14 protein-coding genes are annotated in these 18,256 nt (G+C 71.2%); 11 read left to right on the forward strand and 3 right to left on the reverse strand.

Annotated elements, in window-relative coordinates:
- Positions 1-40: 40 nt before the first annotated feature.
- Together ACZ7L5_RS39895 and ACZ7L5_RS39900 are read right to left on the reverse strand one after the other, a co-directional pair.
- Complete coding sequence (locus ACZ7L5_RS39895; protein ID WP_471523393.1) at positions 41-1,681, reverse strand: penicillin-binding transpeptidase domain-containing protein; 1,641 nt, start codon at positions 1,679-1,681, stop codon at positions 41-43.
- Positions 1,682-1,792: 111 nt separating this feature from the next.
- Positions 1,793-3,535, reverse strand: coding sequence for a dolichyl-phosphate-mannose--protein mannosyltransferase (locus tag ACZ7L5_RS39900; RefSeq protein WP_471523395.1), 1,743 nt, complete (start codon positions 3,533-3,535; stop codon positions 1,793-1,795).
- 62 nt (positions 3,536-3,597) lie between these two features.
- Between ACZ7L5_RS39900 and rsmI the strand changes: the two genes are divergently transcribed.
- The 11 genes from rsmI to ACZ7L5_RS39955 all read left to right on the forward strand — a co-directional run bounded on the left by rsmI (position 3,598) and on the right by ACZ7L5_RS39955 (position 17,640).
- Complete coding sequence (rsmI, locus tag ACZ7L5_RS39905; RefSeq protein ID WP_471523397.1) at positions 3,598-4,446, forward strand: 16S rRNA (cytidine(1402)-2'-O)-methyltransferase; 849 nt, start codon at positions 3,598-3,600, stop codon at positions 4,444-4,446.
- A gap of 191 nt (positions 4,447-4,637) precedes the next feature.
- A complete protein-coding gene (locus ACZ7L5_RS39910) occupies positions 4,638-5,054 on the forward strand; it encodes a hypothetical protein (protein ID WP_471523399.1) in 417 nt (138 codons plus the stop codon).
- 47 nt (positions 5,055-5,101) lie between these two features.
- The gene (locus ACZ7L5_RS39915; protein ID WP_471523401.1) at positions 5,102-5,983 is read left to right on the forward strand and encodes a TatD family hydrolase; all 882 of its coding nucleotides are present in this window, start codon (positions 5,102-5,104) and stop codon (positions 5,981-5,983) included.
- A 141-nt stretch (positions 5,984-6,124) separates the two neighbouring features.
- A complete protein-coding gene (locus ACZ7L5_RS39920) occupies positions 6,125-7,531 on the forward strand; it encodes a ubiquitin-like domain-containing protein (RefSeq protein ID WP_471523403.1) in 1,407 nt (468 codons plus the stop codon).
- 56 nt (positions 7,532-7,587) lie between these two features.
- On the forward strand, positions 7,588-8,499 hold the full coding sequence (gene rsmA, locus ACZ7L5_RS39925; protein WP_471523405.1) for a 16S rRNA (adenine(1518)-N(6)/adenine(1519)-N(6))-dimethyltransferase RsmA: 912 nt from the start codon (positions 7,588-7,590) through the stop codon (positions 8,497-8,499).
- The gene (locus tag ACZ7L5_RS39930) at positions 8,500-9,417 is read left to right on the forward strand and encodes a 4-(cytidine 5'-diphospho)-2-C-methyl-D-erythritol kinase (protein ID WP_471523407.1); all 918 of its coding nucleotides are present in this window, start codon (positions 8,500-8,502) and stop codon (positions 9,415-9,417) included. It abuts the gene before it with no gap.
- Positions 9,418-9,581: 164 nt separating this feature from the next.
- Complete coding sequence (locus ACZ7L5_RS39935; protein WP_471523409.1) at positions 9,582-10,700, forward strand: peptidoglycan recognition protein family protein; 1,119 nt, start codon at positions 9,582-9,584, stop codon at positions 10,698-10,700.
- Between the two features lie 113 nt (positions 10,701-10,813).
- Positions 10,814-12,625, forward strand: a complete 1,812-nt coding sequence (locus tag ACZ7L5_RS39940) for an ABC-F family ATP-binding cassette domain-containing protein (protein WP_471523411.1) — start codon at positions 10,814-10,816, stop codon at positions 12,623-12,625.
- A 259-nt stretch (positions 12,626-12,884) separates the two neighbouring features.
- Positions 12,885-14,726: an outer membrane protein assembly factor BamB family protein gene (locus ACZ7L5_RS39945; RefSeq protein ID WP_471523413.1), complete on the forward strand. Its 1,842-nt coding sequence runs from the start codon at positions 12,885-12,887 to the stop codon at positions 14,724-14,726.
- Between the two features lie 83 nt (positions 14,727-14,809).
- Positions 14,810-16,645, forward strand: coding sequence for an outer membrane protein assembly factor BamB family protein (locus tag ACZ7L5_RS39950; protein ID WP_471523415.1), 1,836 nt, complete (start codon positions 14,810-14,812; stop codon positions 16,643-16,645).
- 320 nt (positions 16,646-16,965) lie between these two features.
- Positions 16,966-17,640, forward strand: a complete 675-nt coding sequence (locus tag ACZ7L5_RS39955; RefSeq protein ID WP_328881119.1) for a helix-turn-helix transcriptional regulator — start codon at positions 16,966-16,968, stop codon at positions 17,638-17,640.
- A 282-nt stretch (positions 17,641-17,922) separates the two neighbouring features.
- On the opposite strand, the gene ACZ7L5_RS39960 is transcribed toward ACZ7L5_RS39955, so the two are convergent.
- Positions 17,923-18,255 (reverse strand): hypothetical protein, encoded by a 333-nt coding sequence (locus tag ACZ7L5_RS39960; RefSeq protein ID WP_328881120.1) that lies wholly within the window; start codon positions 18,253-18,255, stop codon positions 17,923-17,925.
- Position 18,256: the final 1 nt, after the last annotated feature.

Below are 18,256 nucleotides of genomic sequence, written 5' to 3' on the forward strand. Positions count from 1 at the left end.
ACGACGACCACCCTAGAGTCCCGTGCCGCGAGGGATAAGTTCACGTGGACGCTCGTAGCACGGCTGCGACAATCGGCCCGGCCGCGTCGCTGCCGTGGCCGCCCTGCTGGGACATGGCCGCGGCCGCCACATCGCCTCGGAAACCGGTGAACCAGCTGTCGGAGGTGGCCTCCCCGTCGACCTCGGCGGACCCGGTCTTGGCTCCGATGTCGCCGCCGAGCCCGGACATGACCTGCACGGCGGTGCCCTGGGGTGCGGTCGCGGCCAGCCGCATCATCTGCTTCAGCTGGGAGGCGGTGCTCGCCGGCAGCCCCTTGGCGGTGGCGAGTCGGCGGTCGTCGAGGTCGGGGGAGACCAGATACGGCTGCCGGAACTCGCCGGTGATCGCGGTGGCTGTGACCGACGCCATGTTCAGCGGGTTCATCTGGACCTGACCCTGGCCGATGGCGTTCGCGGCGCGGTCCGGGCCGGTGGCCGCGGGGACGCTGCCGTCGAACGAGGTGATGCCGGTCTTCCAGTCGCCGCCGAGCCCGAACCGCTCCTGGGCCTCCGTCGTCAGCGAGGCGTCAGTGAGCGGATCCTCGTCGACGAGCTTGATGAAGGCCGTGTTGCAGGAGCGTGCGAAGCCGCCCGCGAGAGTGGCGCCCGCGGTCTCGTCGGGCTTGAGTCCCGTGAGGTTCTTGAAGGTCTGGCTCTGCCAGGTCGCCGTGTCCGGGCAGGGCGCGGGGCCGTTCATCGTGGTCACGCCGTTGTCGATGAGCATCGCCGCGGTGATGATCTTCATCGTGGAGCCGGGCGGGACGCGTCCCTCGAAGGCCGCGTTGAAGGCGTCCGCACGGTGGTTGGCCACCGCCAGCACCTCGCCGGTGCTCGGCTTGAGGGCCACGACGGAGGACTCGGCGTACCGCTTCACCGCCTTCTCGGCGGCTGCCTGCACGCTCGCGCTGAGCGTCGTCCGCAGCTTGCCCGGCTTGCCCTTCGCGAGGGTCAGCAGCGAGGTGTCCGGCGACTCGTCGGCGTGCCGGATCGCCAGCTCGACGCCGGGTGAGCCGCCCGCCTTGCTGCCGTACCTGTCGCGCAGGGTGTCCAGGACCGGGCCGAGGGAGGGGTACTTCTCCTTCGTCAGCACGGTGTCGTTGCGGTCGACGGCCTCGATGGGCGGGGCGGCCGCCTCGCCGGTGACGAGGGTGTCGTTCCGCTTCAGCTGCGGATGGATCACGGTGGGCTGCCAGTCCACGAGGGCCCGCCCGGTGGTGCGGCCGCGAACGACGGTGAGCTCGCTCTTGTAGGACAGCGGCTCGGACTTGCCGTCGTACGACACCTTCGCCTTCACCGTGTAGGGCACGGTGTCGCCGTTCGTCTTGCCGGGCGTGATCTTCACGCCGGTGATGTGGGCGTCCTGACCGTAGGACCTGAGCACCGAGGCGGCTGCCGCGTTGTTGTTCGTCAGGTCCGCCGCCTGTGCCGCCTGCCCCTTCTCCCAGGCCGCGAAGAACTTCGTGGTGGTCTCCTCGACCTCCTCCGAACTCGGCGGCCCGGACCGCACCGGCGCGGGCCCGCCCTGCCCGGTCGCCCCGCCGCCGTTCAACGCCGACATGATGTTGTAGGCGCCGTACCCGGCACCGCCCACCATCACGGCGAACACGCCGCCTATGACGGCGACTTTGACCCCCTTGGACATGGTCCCCTCCCCGTTTTCGTCCACCGCACTGTAAGTGGCGTGGGGGAAAGGTGTGGGAGGTGTTTTCTTTTGTTGGCCGAACTATTGACCGAAGAGTGACCGTTTGGCCGGTCAGACCCAGGTGTCCAGCCACATCCGCGACCGCCAGTCGTCGACCGGGATCGCGGTGCCCGTGTAGATCGGCCAGAAGTAGATGAAGTTCCAGGCGATCAGCAGCACCAGCACGCCCGCACCCGTGGCGCCCGCCACCCGGCGGGTGTCTCCGGCGCGCGGTGGTCCGATGATCGCGCCCAGGAGCATGGCCACGGCGAGGCAGAGGAAGGGCAGGAAGACGATGGCGTAGAAGAAGAAGATGGTGCGTTCCTGGTAGAGGAACCAGGGCAGATAGCCGGCCACGACCCCGCAGGCGATGGCGCCGGCGCGCCAGTCGCGGCGGAAGGCCCAGCGCCACAGGACGTACAGGACCGCGAAGGCGGCCACCCACCACAGCAGTGGCGTGCCGAGGGCCAGCACCTCGCGGGCGCACTTCTCGCCCGCGTCGACGGGGCAGCCGTCCTTGCCGGGCGTGGGGGACTCGTAGAAGTACGACACCGGGCGGCCGACGACCAGCCAGCTCCACGGGTTGGACTGGTAGGTGTGCGGGGACGACAGGCCCACGTGGAAGTCGTACACCTGGTGCTCGTAGTGCCACAGGCTCAGCCACCAGTCGGGGAACAGCCAGGACCAGCCGCTGCTGCGGCCGTTCGCGCTCGCCCAGTCGCGGTAGTAGCCGCCGCTGCCGTCCGTGGGGGAGAGGATCCAGCCGGCCCAGGAGGCGATGTAGGTGACGATCGCCACCGGCACGGTCGCGAGGAAGGCGAAGCCCAGGTCGTGCTTGAGTACCGCCACGTAGGGGTGGCGGGCACCGGCGACCTTGCGGGCGCCGACGTCCCACAGGACCGTCATCAGACCGAACGCGACCAGGAAGTACAGGCCGTTCCATTTGGTGCCGATGGCCAGGCCCAGCATCAGGCCCGCCGTCCAGCGCCAGGGGCGCCACCCGAGGCGCAGGGTCTCGGCGATGTGTGCGTCGGGGCGGACCCGGCCGTCGGGGTCGGCCGGGAGCGCGGCCGCGAGTTTCGCGCGCGCCCTGTCCCGGTCGAGGACCAGGCAGCCGAACGCCGCCAGCACGAAGAACATCAGCACCCCGTCGAGCAGTGAGGTGCGGGCCATCACGAAGGCCAGCCCGTCCACCGCCATCAGCGTGCCCGCGAGGCAGCCGAGGAACGTCGAGCGGAAGATACGGCGGCCGATGCGGCACAGCATCAGCACGGCCAGCGTCCCCAGCAGCGCCGTCATGAACCGCCAGCCGAACGGGTTGAACCCGAACATCAGCTCGCCGATCCCGATGACGTACTTGCCGACCGGCGGATGCACCACGTACGCCGCGTCCGTCGGGATCTGGACCTGGTCGCCGACCTTGAGGATCAGGTCGTTGGCGTTCTTGTCCCAGTTGACCTCGAAACCGCGGTGGACGAGCGCCCAGGCGTCCTTCGCGTAGTACGTCTCGTCGAATATCACGGCCTTCGGGTTGCCCAGGTTCCAGAACCGCGTCACTCCCGCCAGCAGCGTCACCAGCAGCGGACCGATCCAGCCCGACCAGCGCGCGATCCGCTCGGCGAGCGGGCGCGGCACGCCGAGGAACTGCCACATCCGCGGGCTTGGCTGAACATACGGCGGCACGAGCCGGTCGCGGACGTCGCTGCCGGGCGCCGCCGTGTAGCCGAATCGGCGCAGCCGCTGCTGCCACGACGGCCGCTGCTCGTGGATCGCCTGGCCCTGCCGGGTGTCCGTGGAGGACGCGGTACTGGTCACCGCGCCATCGTAGGGAACACGTCTGTGACAGTCGCGCGGATGCGCCCTGCGAGGATGGAAACGTGACAGGAACCCTTGTTTTGGCAGGCACTCCCATCGGCGACGTCAAGGACGCCCCGCCCCGGCTGGTCGAGGAGCTGGCCGGCGCGGACGTGGTCGCCGCCGAGGACACCCGGCGGCTGCGGCGCCTCACCCAGGCGCTGGGCGTGCAGCCGGCCGGGCGGGTCGTGTCGTACTTCGAGGGCAACGAGTCGGCCCGGACGCCCGAGCTGGTCGAGGCGCTCCTGGAGGGCTCGCGGGTGCTGCTGGTGACCGACGCGGGGATGCCGTCGGTGTCCGACCCCGGGTACCGGCTGGTCGCGGCGGCGGTGGAGAAGGACATCAAGGTCACCGCGGTGCCGGGGCCGTCCGCGGTGCTGACCGCGCTCGCCCTGTCCGGGCTGCCCGTCGACCGGTTCTGCTTCGAGGGGTTCCTGCCGCGCAAGGCGGGTGAGCGGCTCTCGCGCCTGAAGGAGGTGGCCGAGGAGCGGCGCACCCTCGTCTACTTCGAGGCGCCGCACCGGCTCGACGACACGCTCGCCGCGATGGCCGAGGTGTTCGGCGCCGAGCGGCGGGCCGCCGTGTGCCGGGAGCTGACCAAGACGTACGAGGAGGTCAGGCGCGGCGAGCTCGGGGAGCTGGCCGAGTGGGCGGCCGAGGGCGTGCGCGGGGAGATCACCGTCGTCGTCGAGGGGGCGCCCGAGAAGGGGGCCGAGGAGGTCGACGCCGCCGAGTTCGTACGGCGGGTTCGCATCCGCGAAGAGGCGGGGGAGCGGCGCAAGGAGGCCATCGCGGCGGTCGCGGCGGAGGCCGGGGTGCCCAAGAGGGAGGTCTTCGACGCCGTGGTGGCGGCCAAGAAGGCGGGGGCGTGAAATGCCGTGTGAGCAGGGCGTATATCGCATGAGCGTGCGCCCCATGCCGGGGTAAAGCAACCCGGCCCTTTCGGCAAGGAACGTCCAAGTCGGCGCCAACACTGGACAGATTCCGTGCGTTCACTCCTGCGGAGGAGTCCACTGGGTTGTGGGACGCGACCCGTCCCACCCAGCGGACCACAGGAGCTGGCATGAGTGAGATCGCACAGCAGACCACGGGCCTTCGCAGCGCCGCGACCGCCGTCGTCCACGAGTCGTATTCGTTCGCCTGCATGCGCTGCGGGCATGGCTGGGAGCAGTCGTACGAGATAGAGCACCACATGGACGGTGACGGACGGGAGTTCGTCGTGTACGTGGCGAACGGCCAGGTGGTGCCGTCCCCGCTCAGCCGGCCCACGTGTCACAACTGCGACGGCCACGTCGTGCGGATCATGCGGCCCGGCCAGGTGTCCTCCGTGCAGAACTCCCTGCACCGCACCGGCACCGTCCCCACCCAGCCGAAGGCGGAGCCCGAGCCCGGGGCGGATGCGGCGTCGGCGCCGACCGAACCGCACCACCACTGGCACCTGTCCGACCTTCTGCACGTCTTCCACCGCAAGGCGGGCTGAGCCGAGCACCCGGCCGCTCGGGCATGCCCCTTTCGTAGGATCGGGGCATGCCTTCGAACGCCGCCGACAAGCACGCCGCCCCGCCGCTCCCGGACCCGCTGCGGGTGCCGGTCGCCGACTCGCACACCCACCTCGACATGCAGTCCGGCACGGTCGAGGAAGGGCTCGCCAAGGCCGCGTCGGTGGGCGTGACCACGGTCGTGCAGGTCGGCTGCGACGTACGCGGCTCGCAGTGGGGGGCCGAGACGGCGGCGCAGTACGACGCCGTGCACGCGACCGTCGCCCTGCATCCGAACGAGGCGCCGCGCATCGTGCACGGGGACCCCGACGGCTGGTCGCGGCAGGGGGCGCGTGAGCCGGGTGGTGCGCGGGCGCTCGACGAGGCGCTCGCCGAGATCGACCGCCTGGCCGCGCTGGCGCAGGTCAAGGGCGTCGGTGAGACCGGCCTCGACTACTTCCGCACCGGGCCCGAGGGCAAGGAGGCGCAGGAGGCGTCCTTCCGCGCCCACATCGAGATCGCCAAGCGGCACGGCAAGGCCCTCGTCATCCACGACCGCGACGCCCACGCGGATGTGCTGCGGGTGCTGAAGGAGGAGGGCGCCCCGGAGCGGACCGTCTTCCACTGCTACTCCGGGGACGCCGAGATGGCCCAGGTGTGCGCCCGCGCCGGATACTTCATGTCCTTCGCCGGCAACGTCACCTTCAAGAACGCCCAGAATCTGCGGGACGCGGTGGCGGTGGCCCCGCTGGAGCTGCTCCTCGTGGAGACCGACGCTCCGTTCCTCACGCCGGCTCCGTACCGCGGACGGCCCAACGCTCCGTATCTCATTCCGATCACGGTGCGCGCCATGGCTGCCGTACGGGGGATCGACGAGGACGCGCTGGCGGCGGCCCTGGGCTCGAACACGGCACGTGCCTTCGGCTACTGACGGATAACCGCTCGATAACGCTCGCACGGGTTCACCACCACTCCGTCGCAACTGTGCGTAGTCGCGTCGCCTTGGAGAGTAATCGACGCTCCGCTAGGTTCTGGGGGCCCTAAACGGACCCCTCCGCTGGAGCGTGTCGTCGTGAGCAACGCGCAGTTCGAGACGTATGGCCCGAGCCCGGCCCACGAGCCCCCGGCGTACGGCGGCTTCGACCCGCACACCGCGCAGACGCTGGGGTACGGGGTGCAGGGGGCGTACGAGACGCACGACGCGTACGGCACATACAGCGCATACGGCACGGCCCGCGTCCCGTACGAGGACACCTACCGGCCCGCCTACGAGGCGTCCGAGACGGCGTACGAGACGGTGTACGAGGAGGCGTACGAGCCGGTAGTGCGCCCCAGGAGCGGACGTCGCGCCGCCCACCGGCGCAGGGGAAGGATCGCCGAACGTGGCGACGGGCCCATGCGCCGGCTCGTCCCGCAGGCGCTGGTCGTGGCGTTTCTCGCGGGCGGCACGAGCGCCTTCGTCGCCAAGGACAAGGCGATCGAGCTGAGCGTCGACGGCACACCGCGCACGCTGCACACCTTCGCGGACGACGTCACCGAACTGCTCACCGAGGAGGGCGTCGACGTCGGCGCGCACGACGTGGTGGCGCCCGCTCCCGATGCGGCGCTCACCAGCGGTGACGAGGTCGCGGTGCGCTACGGCCGCCCCGTGCGGCTCACGATCGACGGCCAGCGGCGCGAGGTGTGGACGACGGAACGCACCGTGGAGGCGGCGCTCAGGCAGATCGGGGTGCGCGCGGAGGGGGCGTATGTCTCGGCGTCGCGCTCCAGACGCATCGGGCGTGAAGGGCTCGCGCTGGATGTGCGCACCGAGCGCGCGGTGACGGTCATGGCGGACGGGCGGGCGCGCACCATCCGCACGAACGCGGCGACCGTGAGCGAGGTCGTGGAGCAGGCCGGCATCACTCTGCGTGGCCAGGACGCGACGTCCGTCCCGCCGGAGAGCTTCCCGCGCGACGGGCAGACCGTCACGGTCCTGAGGATCACCGGACGCAAGGAGATCCGCGACGAGGCGATCCAGTTCGCCGAGCAGCGGATCGAGGACCCCTCAGTCTTCAAGGGCACGGAGGTCGTCGAGCGGGCGGGGCAGCTGGGGCTGCGGCGGGTCACGTACTCGCTGCGCACCGTCAACGGCGTCCGGCAGAAGCCGCGGCGGACGAAGTCCGAGGTGGTGCGCGAGCCGCGGACGCAGGTGGTGAAGGTCGGCACCAAGCCGCTGCCGACCTCCGTGAGCGGCGCGGGAGGCCTGAACTGGCAGGGCCTCGCGGCGTGCGAGTCCGGGGGCCGGGCGGACGCCGTGGACTCGTCCGGGACGTACGGCGGGCTGTACCAGTTCGACACGCACACCTGGCGCAGCCTCGGCGGCAAGGGCCGCCCGCAGGACGCGCCGGCGGCGGAACAGACGGCACGGGCGAAGAAGCTGTATGTGCGGCAGGGGGCGAGTCCCTGGCCGCACTGCGGGGAGCGGTTGCACGGGTGAGCCGCGTGCGGTGACGGGCGGCCGGTGGCAGCTGTACGGCCCCGTACCCTTGTCGGGTGAGCAGCCCCACCCCCGACGCCCTCCTGGGCCCCGCCGACATCCGTGAACTGGCGGCCGCCCTCGGTGTGCGCCCCACCAAACAGCGCGGCCAGAACTTCGTGATCGACGCGAACACGGTCCGCCGCATCGTCCGCACCGCGGACGTCCGCCCCGACGACGTGGTGGTCGAGGTGGGACCCGGACTCGGCTCGCTCACCCTGGCCCTGCTGGAGGCGGCCGACCGCGTCACCGCCGTCGAGATCGACGACGTCCTCGCCGCCGCGCTGCCCGCGACCATCGCGGCCCGCATGCCGGAGCGCGCCGACCGGTTCGCGCTGGTGCACTCCGACGCGATGCAGGTCACGGAGCTGCCGGGCCCGCCGCCCACCGCGCTGGTCGCCAACCTCCCCTACAACGTGGCCGTCCCGGTCCTCCTCCACATGCTCGAAACCTTCCCGAGCATCGAACGCACCCTCGTCATGGTGCAGTCGGAGGTCGCCGACCGACTGGCCGCCGCGCCCGGTTCGAAGGTGTACGGCGTCCCCTCGGTCAAGGCCAACTGGTACGCCGAGGTCAAGCGGGCCGGCGCCATCGGACGCAACGTCTTCTGGCCCGCGCCGAACGTCGACAGCGGGCTGGTGTCCCTGACCCGGCGCGCCGAGCCGATCAAGACCACCGCCTCCCGGCGTGAGGTCTTCGCCGTCATCGACGGCGCCTTCGCCCAGCGCCGCAAGACGCTGCGTGCCGCGCTCGCCGGCTGGGCGGGGTCGGCGGCAGCCGCCGAGGAGGCCCTCGTCGCGGCCGGCGTCTCACCGCAGGCCCGCGGAGAGGCCCTGACGGTCGAGGAGTTCGTACGGATCGCCGAGCACAGGGCGGCGCCCGCGGAACCCCCCGCCCGGCCCGCCGACCAGCACAAGGAGTCCGAGTAAGTGAGCGCGAGCGTCACCGTACGTGTCCCCGCCAAGGTCAACGTCCAGCTCGCGGTCGGCGCCGCGCGGCCCGACGGCTTTCACGACCTGGCCAACGTCTTCCTGGCGGTCGGCCTGTACGACGAGGTCACCGTGACCCCCTCGCCCGACGGGCTGCGCGTCACCTGTGACGGCCCCGACGCCGACCAGGTCCCCCTCGACCGTACGAACCTCGCCGCCCGCGCGGCGCTCGCCCTGGCGCAACGCCGTGGTCTGGATGCCGCCGTCCACCTCCACATCGCCAAGGACATCCCGGTCGCCGGCGGCATGGCGGGCGGCAGCGCGGACGGCGCGGGCGCGCTGCTGGCCTGCGACGCGCTGTGGGGCACGCACGCCTCCCGCGAGGAACTCCTCGACATCTGCGCCGAGTTGGGCAGCGACGTGCCGTTCAGTCTGGTCGGCGGGGCGGCTCTGGGCACCGGGCGGGGCGAGAAGCTCCGTACGCTCGACGTGGGCGGCTCCTTCCACTGGGTGTTCGCGATGGCCGACCGGGGGCTTTCGACGCCGGCCGTGTTCCGTGAGTTCGACCGGCTCGGCGAGGGCACCGACATCCCCGAGCCCGTCGCCTCCGAGCCGCTCCTCGCCGCCCTCGCGAAGGGCGACCCCGACGCGCTCGCCGCGGCCGTCTCCAACGACCTCCAGCCCGCCGCCCTCTCCCTCTTCCCGGAACTGGCCGACACCCTCGCGGCCGGCCGCGCCGCCGGTGCGCTCACGGCGCTGGTCTCCGGCTCGGGTCCGACGACGGCGTTCCTCGCCCGCGACCCCGAGTCGGCGGTGAAGGTGGCCGACACCCTGCGGGCGTCCGGCACCTGCCGCTCGGTGCGCACCGCGTCCGGGCCCGCGCAGGGCGCCACGGTCGTGCGGGCCGCCGGAGCGTGACGCCGTACTCACAAGTACGCGTTCTTCGCCCGATCTCCACACGGAAGTACTGCGAGCGCAGTACTCGTGGGGCGGCTGAGGCGTTTAAGGTCGCTTGACGTTTCAACTTTCGGGCTGTCGTGCCCGGCTCACCGTCAAGTGCCCTTCTGGAAGGGGACACTCCTGTGTCCGAATCCCCCACGCCCGCCCAGTCGTCTCACCGTAGAAAGCGCTCCCTTTCCCGTCGCGGCATGATGGCCGCGGGCGGGGCGGTGGCCGCCGGAACCGCGCTCACACCGATGGTGTTCGCCGCGGGCGACTCCGGCGAGACGGACAACTCCACCTCCGCTTCGGTTGGTTCGGGCACGACGCCGGAGAGGTTCCCCGCCACCCGGACCGAAGCCGCCACCGGTACCGGCGAGGCCACCACCGCCTTCGCCGCCTCCTACGTCGGTGTGCGCTGGTCCGGCGCCAAGGACGGCGCCGCCATCCGGCTCGCGGACGGCAACTGGCAGAACCTGGCCCACGGCTGCGCGACCGTCGAGGACGGCGGTACCGCCCTGGTCGCCGCCGACAACGCCACGGCCTACGAGGTGAAGGTCCCCAGCGACATCAACGGCGTGCGCTCGCTGGCCATCGACACCACCGACGGCCCCGAGCGCACCTACCAGGTGCCGAGCGAGCCCACGCGCGTACGTGGCGTCGGCTACCTCTCGCGGCCGGCCTGGGGCGCCGACGAGTCCAAGCGGTACAAGGACGGCAAGGTCAACTCCCCCGAGACGTACTACCCGCTCCAGATCATCACGGTCCACCACACCGCGACGCCCAACGACGACCCCGACCCGGCCGCGACGGTGCGCGCGATCTACGAGTTCCACGCGATCACCAACGACTGGGGCGACATCGGCTACCACTTCCTCATCGACGAGGCCGGCACGGTCTACGAGGGCCGCTACTCCGGCGACGACGGCATCCCCGCCTTCAACCCCGACGGCGACCTCGTCACCGGCTTCCACTCCGTGGGCTACAACTCCGGCGCCCTCGGCATCGCCCTGATCGGCAACCTCGACCAGAAGGCCCCCACGGACGCGGCCAAAGCGTCCCTGATCCGGCTGATCAAGGTCATATCCCGGTTCGAGGGCCTGGACCCGCGGGCGCGGGTGACGTACACCAACCCCGTCAACGGCACCAAGAAGGACACGAACACGGTCGGCGGTCACCGCGACTACTTCGACACCGAGTGCCCCGGCCAGGTCATGTACGGCCTCCTCGCCGAGGTCCGCGCGGCGGCCGCCCGCCGCTGACGCCCGACCGCCACGGCGGAGCGCCCCGGGGGCCGCCCATCCCCGGGGCGCACGGGGCTGTCGTACGGGCCGACTAGGCTGGGAGGCTGACCGACCCCCTGGGCAGGAGAAAAATGGCCGTCAATCTGGTCAATGTCGAGAACGTCAGCAAGGTGTACGGCACCCGTGCCCTGCTCGACGGTGTGTCGCTCGGCGTCTCCGAGGGGGACCGCATCGGCGTCGTCGGTCGCAACGGCGACGGCAAGACGACCCTGATCCGGATGCTGGCCAAGCTGGAGGACGCCGACACCGGCCGGGTCACGCACTCCGGCGGACTGCGGCTCGGGGTACTCACCCAGCACGACTCGCTGGACCCCGAGGCGACCGTCCGGCACGAGGTCATCCGGGACATGGCCGACCACGAGTGGGCGGGCAACGCCAAGGTCCGGGACGTGCTCACGGGCCTGTTCGGCGGCCTCGACCTGCCCGGCTTCCCGCAGGGCCTCGACACCGTCATCGGCCCCCTGTCCGGCGGCGAGCGGCGGCGGATCGCGCTCGCCAAGCTGCTCATCGAGGAGCAGGACCTCATCGTCCTCGACGAGCCCACCAACCACCTCGACGTCGAGGGCATCTCCTGGCTGGCCCAGCACCTGCGCGAGCGCCGCTCCGCGCTCGTGTGCGTCACCCACGACCGGTGGTTCCTCGACCAGGTCTGCACGCGCATGTGGGACGTGCAGAAGGGCGACGTCTACGAGTACGAGGGCGGCTACTCCGACTACGTCTTCGCCCGCGCCGAGCGCGAGCGCATCGCCGCCACCGAAGAGGTCAAGCGGCAGAACCTGGTCCGCAAGGAACTGGCCTGGCTGCGCCGCGGCGCCCCCGCGCGCACGTCCAAGCCGCGCTTCCGCGTCGAGGCCGCCAACGAGCTCATCAAGGACGTCCCCCCGCCCCGGGACAGCAGCGAGCTGATGAAGTTCGCCTCGTCCCGGCTCGGGAAGACCGTCTTCGACCTGGAGGACATCACCGTCCAGGCCGGCCCCAAGGTGCTGCTCAAGCATGTGACATGGCAGCTCGGCCCGGGGGACCGGATCGGTCTCGTCGGCGTCAACGGCGCCGGCAAGACGTCCCTGCTGCGGGCGATGGCCGAGGCGGCGCGCACGGAGGGCGAGGTGCAGCCGGCCGCCGGGCGGATCGCCGTCGGAAAGACCGTCAAGCTCGCCTATCTGTCCCAGGAGGTCGCCGAGCTCGCCCCGAACCTGCGGGTGCTGGAAGCCGTGTCGCAGGTGCGCGAGCGCGTCGACCTCGGCAAGGGGCGCGAAATGACCGCCGGGCAGCTGTGCGAGACGTTCGGCTTCAGCAAGGAGAAGCAGTGGACGCCGGTCGGAGACCTGTCCGGCGGTGAGCGGCGCCGGCTCCAGCTGCTGCGCCTGCTGATGGACGAGCCCAACGTCCTCTTCCTCGACGAGCCCACCAACGACCTCGACATCGAGACGCTCACCCAGCTGGAGGACGTCCTCGACGGCTGGCCCGGCTCGATGATCGTCATCTCCCACGACCGGTTCTTCGTCGAGCGGACCACGGACCGGGTGTTCGCCCTCCTCGGCGACGCCACCCTGCGGATGCTGCCGCGCGGCATCGACGAGTACCTGGAGCGCCGCCACCGCATGGAGGCCCAGGTCGCCGCCGGCGCCGCGTCCGCTCCGGCCGCCGAGAAGGCCGTACCGGAGAAGAACGCCGCCGATGTGCGCGCCGCCAAGAAGGAGTTGCAGAAGATCGAGCGGCAGCTCGACAAGATCTCCGAGAAGGAGACCAAGCTGCACACCCAGATCGCCGAGCACGCCACCGACTTCGGAAAGGTCGCCGAACTCGACGCGGAACTGCGCGACTTGGCCGGCCAGCGGGACGAGCTGGAGCTTCGCTGGCTGGAACTCGCGGAGGACGCGTAGCACGGGCAACGGCCTCGGGTACGGCGTCCGGAGGGGCTCGCGAGGGCAACACGCGCCCTGCGTGAAGGGCGTGTGAAGGCGCATAACGGGGGCATCACAGGCCGGTCCTCCCTTGGGAACAGGGGACGACGGGGCCCGGTGCACTGTCGTCGGCGGGTGATAGAAAGAGCCGTCTGAGAACAGTCTGAGAACCGTCGGTGTGGCGGAAACGCGACGGCACATGACGTGGCACCACACCGGTCACGAGGGGGAACCGCTCATGAGCCAGCCGCCCAACCAGCCGCCCCAGGGCGGTTTCGGCGCACCGCAGGACCCGAGGCAGGGCGGCTTCGGCGCCCCGCAGCCTCCGCAGCAGGACGCGCCGCAGACCCCGCCCCCGCCGCAGGGCGCCCCCCAGACACCCCCGCCGCCGCAGGGTCCGCCGCAGACGCCGCCGCCCCCTCAGGGCCCGCCGCCCGGCGCCCCGCAGCCCGGCTACGGCTACCCGCAGCAGCCGCCGGCGCAGCCGGGCCCGTACCAGTCCGGCCCGTACGCGCAGCCGCAGCAGCAGCCGGGGCCGTACGGCTATCAGCAGCAGCCCGGTCCCTACGGCCAGCAGCCCGCCCAGGGTTACGGCTACCCGGGCCAGCCGCAGTACCCGGGCGTACCCGGGGCCCCGCAGCCCGGCTCGCGCAACCCCTTCAAGGGCAAGCCCGCCCTCGCCATCGGTGCCGCGGTGGCGGCGCTGCTCGTCATCGGCGGCGGCGTGTACGCGGTGACCAGGGGCGGTGACGACGACCCGAAGAAGCCGGCCGCCCAGGAGAGCGGCGACTCGAAGAACACCGAGTCCCCGTCCGAAGACCCCGAGGGCGGCGGTGGCAGTGGCGGCGGCGCCGACCCGGAGAACCTCAACGGCGGTCGCCAGTCCGGCGACTCGAAGGTGCTCTGGTACAAGCCCGCGCCCGACGCGCCCGCCTCCGGCGCCGACGCCCCCGGCATGTGGATCACCGACAAGGCCGCGGTGAAGGCGGCGTACAAGCAGCTCTTCGCCTACAACGTCGGTGACGGCGAGTCCACTTGGGACCCGATCACCTTCCCGCAGAAGATCTGCGCGGTCACCCCGCAGAAGTCGTCCGACGACAAGATCGTCGTCGCGTACATGAGCGGCAGCAGCGACCGCGCCAAGTGCAACCAGCTCCAGCAGGTCGACCTCAACACCGGCGCCAAGGGCTGGAAGGCCTCGGTCGCCAACGGCGCCCTGTTCGACAGCACGCTCGACGTCGAACTGTCCATCACCGGCAAGACGCTGATGGTGGGCCGCTCGCAGTCGGGCACGGCGTACGACGTCAACAGCGGCAAGAAGCTGTGGGACAAGACGCGGTTCGGCGACAAGTGCTTCCCGGACGCCTTCGCCGGCGGCGACAAGCTGATCGCCGTGGCGGGCTGCGACGCCACCGGCAGCAACGAGCACGACGAGGTGCAGGAGCTCGACCCGGCGACCGGCAAGGTCAAGTGGACCTGGCAGTTCGACAAGGGCTGGAAGGTCGCGCGCGTCTTCTCCCTCGACCCGCTGGTCCTCTACAGCACCAACGAGGACAAGAAGCAGTGGAACATCTCGACCTTGGGCGACGACGGCAAGCGCCGCTCGCAGGTCGAGGTCGCTCTGGAGATCGGCGCCCAGTGCGGCTGGGCCATCCTCCAGCGTGACCTCCAGGGCTGCAGCGGTGTGGCCTCCGACGCCGACACCCTCTACATGCCGACCAAGGCGACCACCGGGGCCAACGAGATCGTCGCGATCAACCTGGCCAACGGCAAGGAGAAGTGGCGCGTCAAGTCCCCCGCCGAGGAGCCGATGCTGCCGATCAAGGTCGAGGACGGCAAGCTCATCGCCTACGTCGACGCGTCGTACGACGCGGGCGGCCAGGTCGTGTCCATCCCGGTCGGTGGCAGCAACCCCAAGCCGACGACGCTGCTGCAGAACCCGGCCGGCGCCGCGGACGTGGAGAACGGCTTCTTCTCGAAGGCGTTCGACTGGGCCGACGGGCGCTTCTACCTCTCGAGCACCCGGCTCAGCGGCAACGACGAGGCCAAGGAGAAGCTGATCCTCGCCTTCGGCAAGTGAGCCGGGCGGCAGTCCTTCCCCGCGCCGTCGTCCCCCATGTTCCCGCCGTGCCCGCCGTCCCCCTCCCCTGAGGTACCCACGCCATGACCCAGCCGCCGCCTCCGCCGCCCAACCAGCCCCCGCAGGGCGGGTTCGGCCCGCCGCAGGACCAGCCGCCCCAGCAGCAGGGGGGCGGCTTCGGCCCGCCGACACCGCCGCCGCCCGCGCAGACGCCGCCGCCCCCGCAGGGTCCGCCGTCCGGGGCCCAGCAGCCGGGGTACGGCTATCCGCAGGCACCCCACGGGGGCCAGGGGGGTCAACCTCCCACTCCGCCCGCCGGGTACGGCTACCCCGGCCAGCAGCCCGCCACCTACGGGCAGCCGCAGAACCCGTACGGCCAGCAGCCGAACCCCTACGGTCAGCCGCCCGGCTACGGCTACCCGCAGCAGACCGCGCCGATGCAGCCCGCCGGGCCGGGCGGCGGCGGGCAGCGGTCCAGCGGGCAGCTCGCCGTCATCGTGGCGGCGGCCGTCGTGGTGATCTCGCTGATCGTCGGTGGCGTGCTGTACGCCAAGTCCGGTGACGAGGGCGGCAAGGACGACACCGCCAGCTCCAGCGGCGGCACCGGTGGCGGGGACAACGGCGACGGTGGCGGCGGAGTCGACGCCCCCGACGGCACCGAGAAGGTGCCCGCCGACACCAACGCCGACGTCCTCTTCCAGGTCAAGGCGCCCGACGTCGAGGACGACACCAGCGTCGTGGTGTCCGGCTCGTGGCTGACCGACGACGCGTACGTCAAGAGCGGCGTCGCCGAGATCGTCGGCTACGACCGCGACAAGGGCACCAAGCTGTGGACCGTCAAGTTGCCGGGGCCGGTCTGCCAGGCCAGTAAGCACGTCAACGAGGACGGGCTGACGGCCGTCGCCTTCCAGCCCGACATGCCGACCAAGGAACGGCCCTCGTACGGCTGCACCCAGGTCGCGGCGATCGACCTCGACGCCGGCAAGAAGCTGTGGACGAAGAGCACCGAGGTGGAGGACAGGCCGCTGCGCTTCGACAACGTCACCGTCAGCGGTGGCACCGTCGCCGCGGGCGGTACGAGCGGCGGCACCGCGTTCGACCTCAAGACCGGCAAGCAGCTGTGGGTGCCGAAGGCCGAGGACGGCTGCTACGACCTCGGGTACGCCGGTGGCGAGAAGCTGGTCGCCGTGCGCAAGTGCGGTTCCTACGAGCAGCCTCAGCTGCACATCCAGACCATCGACCCGACGTCCGGGAAGGTGATCTCCGAGTACAAGATGGCCGAGGGCGTCGAGTACGCGAGTGTGGTGTCCACCGAGCCGCTCGTCGTGGCCGCCGAGGCCGGGCAGTCGGACGCCGTCGGCATCTCGGACGTCTTCGCCATCGACAACAAGACCGGCAAGCTGCGCATCCGCATCTCCGTGCCGGCCGACCAGTTCGCGGCCAAGTGCTCCGGCGTCACCACGATCGAGCAGTGCAAGGGCGTCGTGGTGGGCAACGACCGGCTCTACGTGGAGACCGAGCAGCACAGCAGCGGCGGTGCGCGCGGCCGGACCAACGAGATCGTCGCCTTCGACCTGGCCACCGGCAAGCAGACCGGGCAGCGGGCGGACGCGGGGGACGGGTACACGATCACACCGCTGCGGATGGACGGCGGCAACGTGATCGCGTACAAGCGACCGCCGTACGACAAGGGCGGGCAGATCGTCAGCGTGGACGGTGGCAGCTTCAAGGAGACGAAGCTGCTGGAGAATCCTGCGGCGCGGTCGGTGCGGGACGTGGAGACGCGGATGTCGCCGGAGTACTCCGAGTTCATCTACTCGCAGGGGCATCTGTACATGTCCGCCGTGTTCGCGAGCGAGTTGACGAGTTCCGCCGACCCCAAGGCTCATGTGATCGCGTTCGGTACGACCGACGAGTGAGCTGACCCCTTCGGCGACCATGGCCCCGTTCCTGTTCAGGAGCGGGGCCGTGTGCGTACCGTCGTACCGTCTCATCGTCCTCGAATGCGGGGAAAGCCAGAAAATCCGCCGTTCCGGGGCACTTCTCACCAGTAGGGGGAGCGTAACGTCGAACAAGCGTGTAGCTTCCGGGGGCATGAAGGGCGGGGGAGCCGGGAGGGGGCTCCTGTCCGCGCGGCCAGTGGGTATCCACGGTGGGCTCCGTAGGGGGCGTGCACGTTCACCGGGATTCCATTGGGGGCTGGGGACCGGGGGACTTGGGGGACTTGGGGGGTTGCTCGATGGGAGTGCGGCTCATGGTGGTCGACGACCACCGATTGCTCGCGGAGGCGCTGGCTTCGGCGTTGAAGCTGAGGGGGCACCGGGTGCTGGCCGCGGCGGCGCCGGCCGCGGGGGCGGCGGAGCTGGTGATCACGCGGGCGCCTGAGGTGTGCCTGCTGGGGACCGCGACGCCTGCGGAGCCGGGGATGTTCGATCCGGTGGTGAGGATCAAGCGGGAGCGGCCGCAGGTGGCTGTGCTGGTGCTGGGGCCGGTGCCCAGCCCGCGGGGGATCGCTGCGGCGTTCGCGGCGGGGGCCTCCGGCTATGTGCGTCATGACGAACGGATAGAGGGTGTCGAGCGGGCGATCATGAAGGCCAGGGCGGGGGAGGCGGCGGTGGCGCCGCAGCTGCTGCAGGGGGCGTTCAGCGAGTTGCTCAACCCTGCGGCGCAACCGGACGACGAGGGGCAGCGGTTGCTGTCCATGCTCACGCCCCGGGAGGTCGAGGTCCTGGTCCGCGTCGCGGACGGCGAGGACACCCGGCTGATCGCTGCGGGCATGGGCATCGCACCGTCTACTGCGCGCACCCATGTCCAACGGGTGCTGATGAAACTCGGCGTCGGGTCGAGGCTTGAGGCGGCTGCCTTGGCGGCGCGGACGGGGTTGTTGGATCGGGCGGGGGAGGGTGGTGTGTGACGGGCGCGATGCCTGCGGCGGCCTGTGGCTGTTCCGGTGGGGGTTCGCGTAGCGCCTGCGGGTGCGTGGCGGGTCGGGGCCGTGCCGGGGGTGCGCCACCGGCACGGCTACTCCGCCGGTCACTTGTCGGCGCCGGCCAGGGTCATTCAGCCCGTCCGGCGTTTGAGGACGAGGCCCGTTCAGGGCCGATAGCGGGGGTCTGGGGGAGGCAGCCCCCCAGGTACGGGACGGGTAGGGGCGGCGGGGGCGAGGAGTTGGGGGTCGCCCCCGCCGGGGGCGGCGTTACGGGGCCGGCTCGTCCTCCGGTGAGGTCTTCGGAGGTGGCGGCGCCGCAGGCCGTAGCTTCAGCCAGGCCAGGAAGAACAGGCCCAGCAGCAGCATCCCGAGCCCGGTCCAGAGGTTGATGTTGATCCCCTGCGCCTTGTCGATCGCGGCGTCGTCGTCGGTGAGGCCGGTGATCGTGACGATGACGCCGTAGAGCACGAAGAGGCCGCCGATGATGCGCCGGATGTCGAAGAGCCGGGCGGCCGTCGTGGACTTGCCCTCCAGGTCCGTTACTTGTCGCAGCAGGTCCTTCTCGGAGGAGCCGGGGCGTTCGGAGTGGTGGTCGGTCATG

Source organism: Streptomyces sp. NPDC107528 (genome assembly GCF_055639295.1).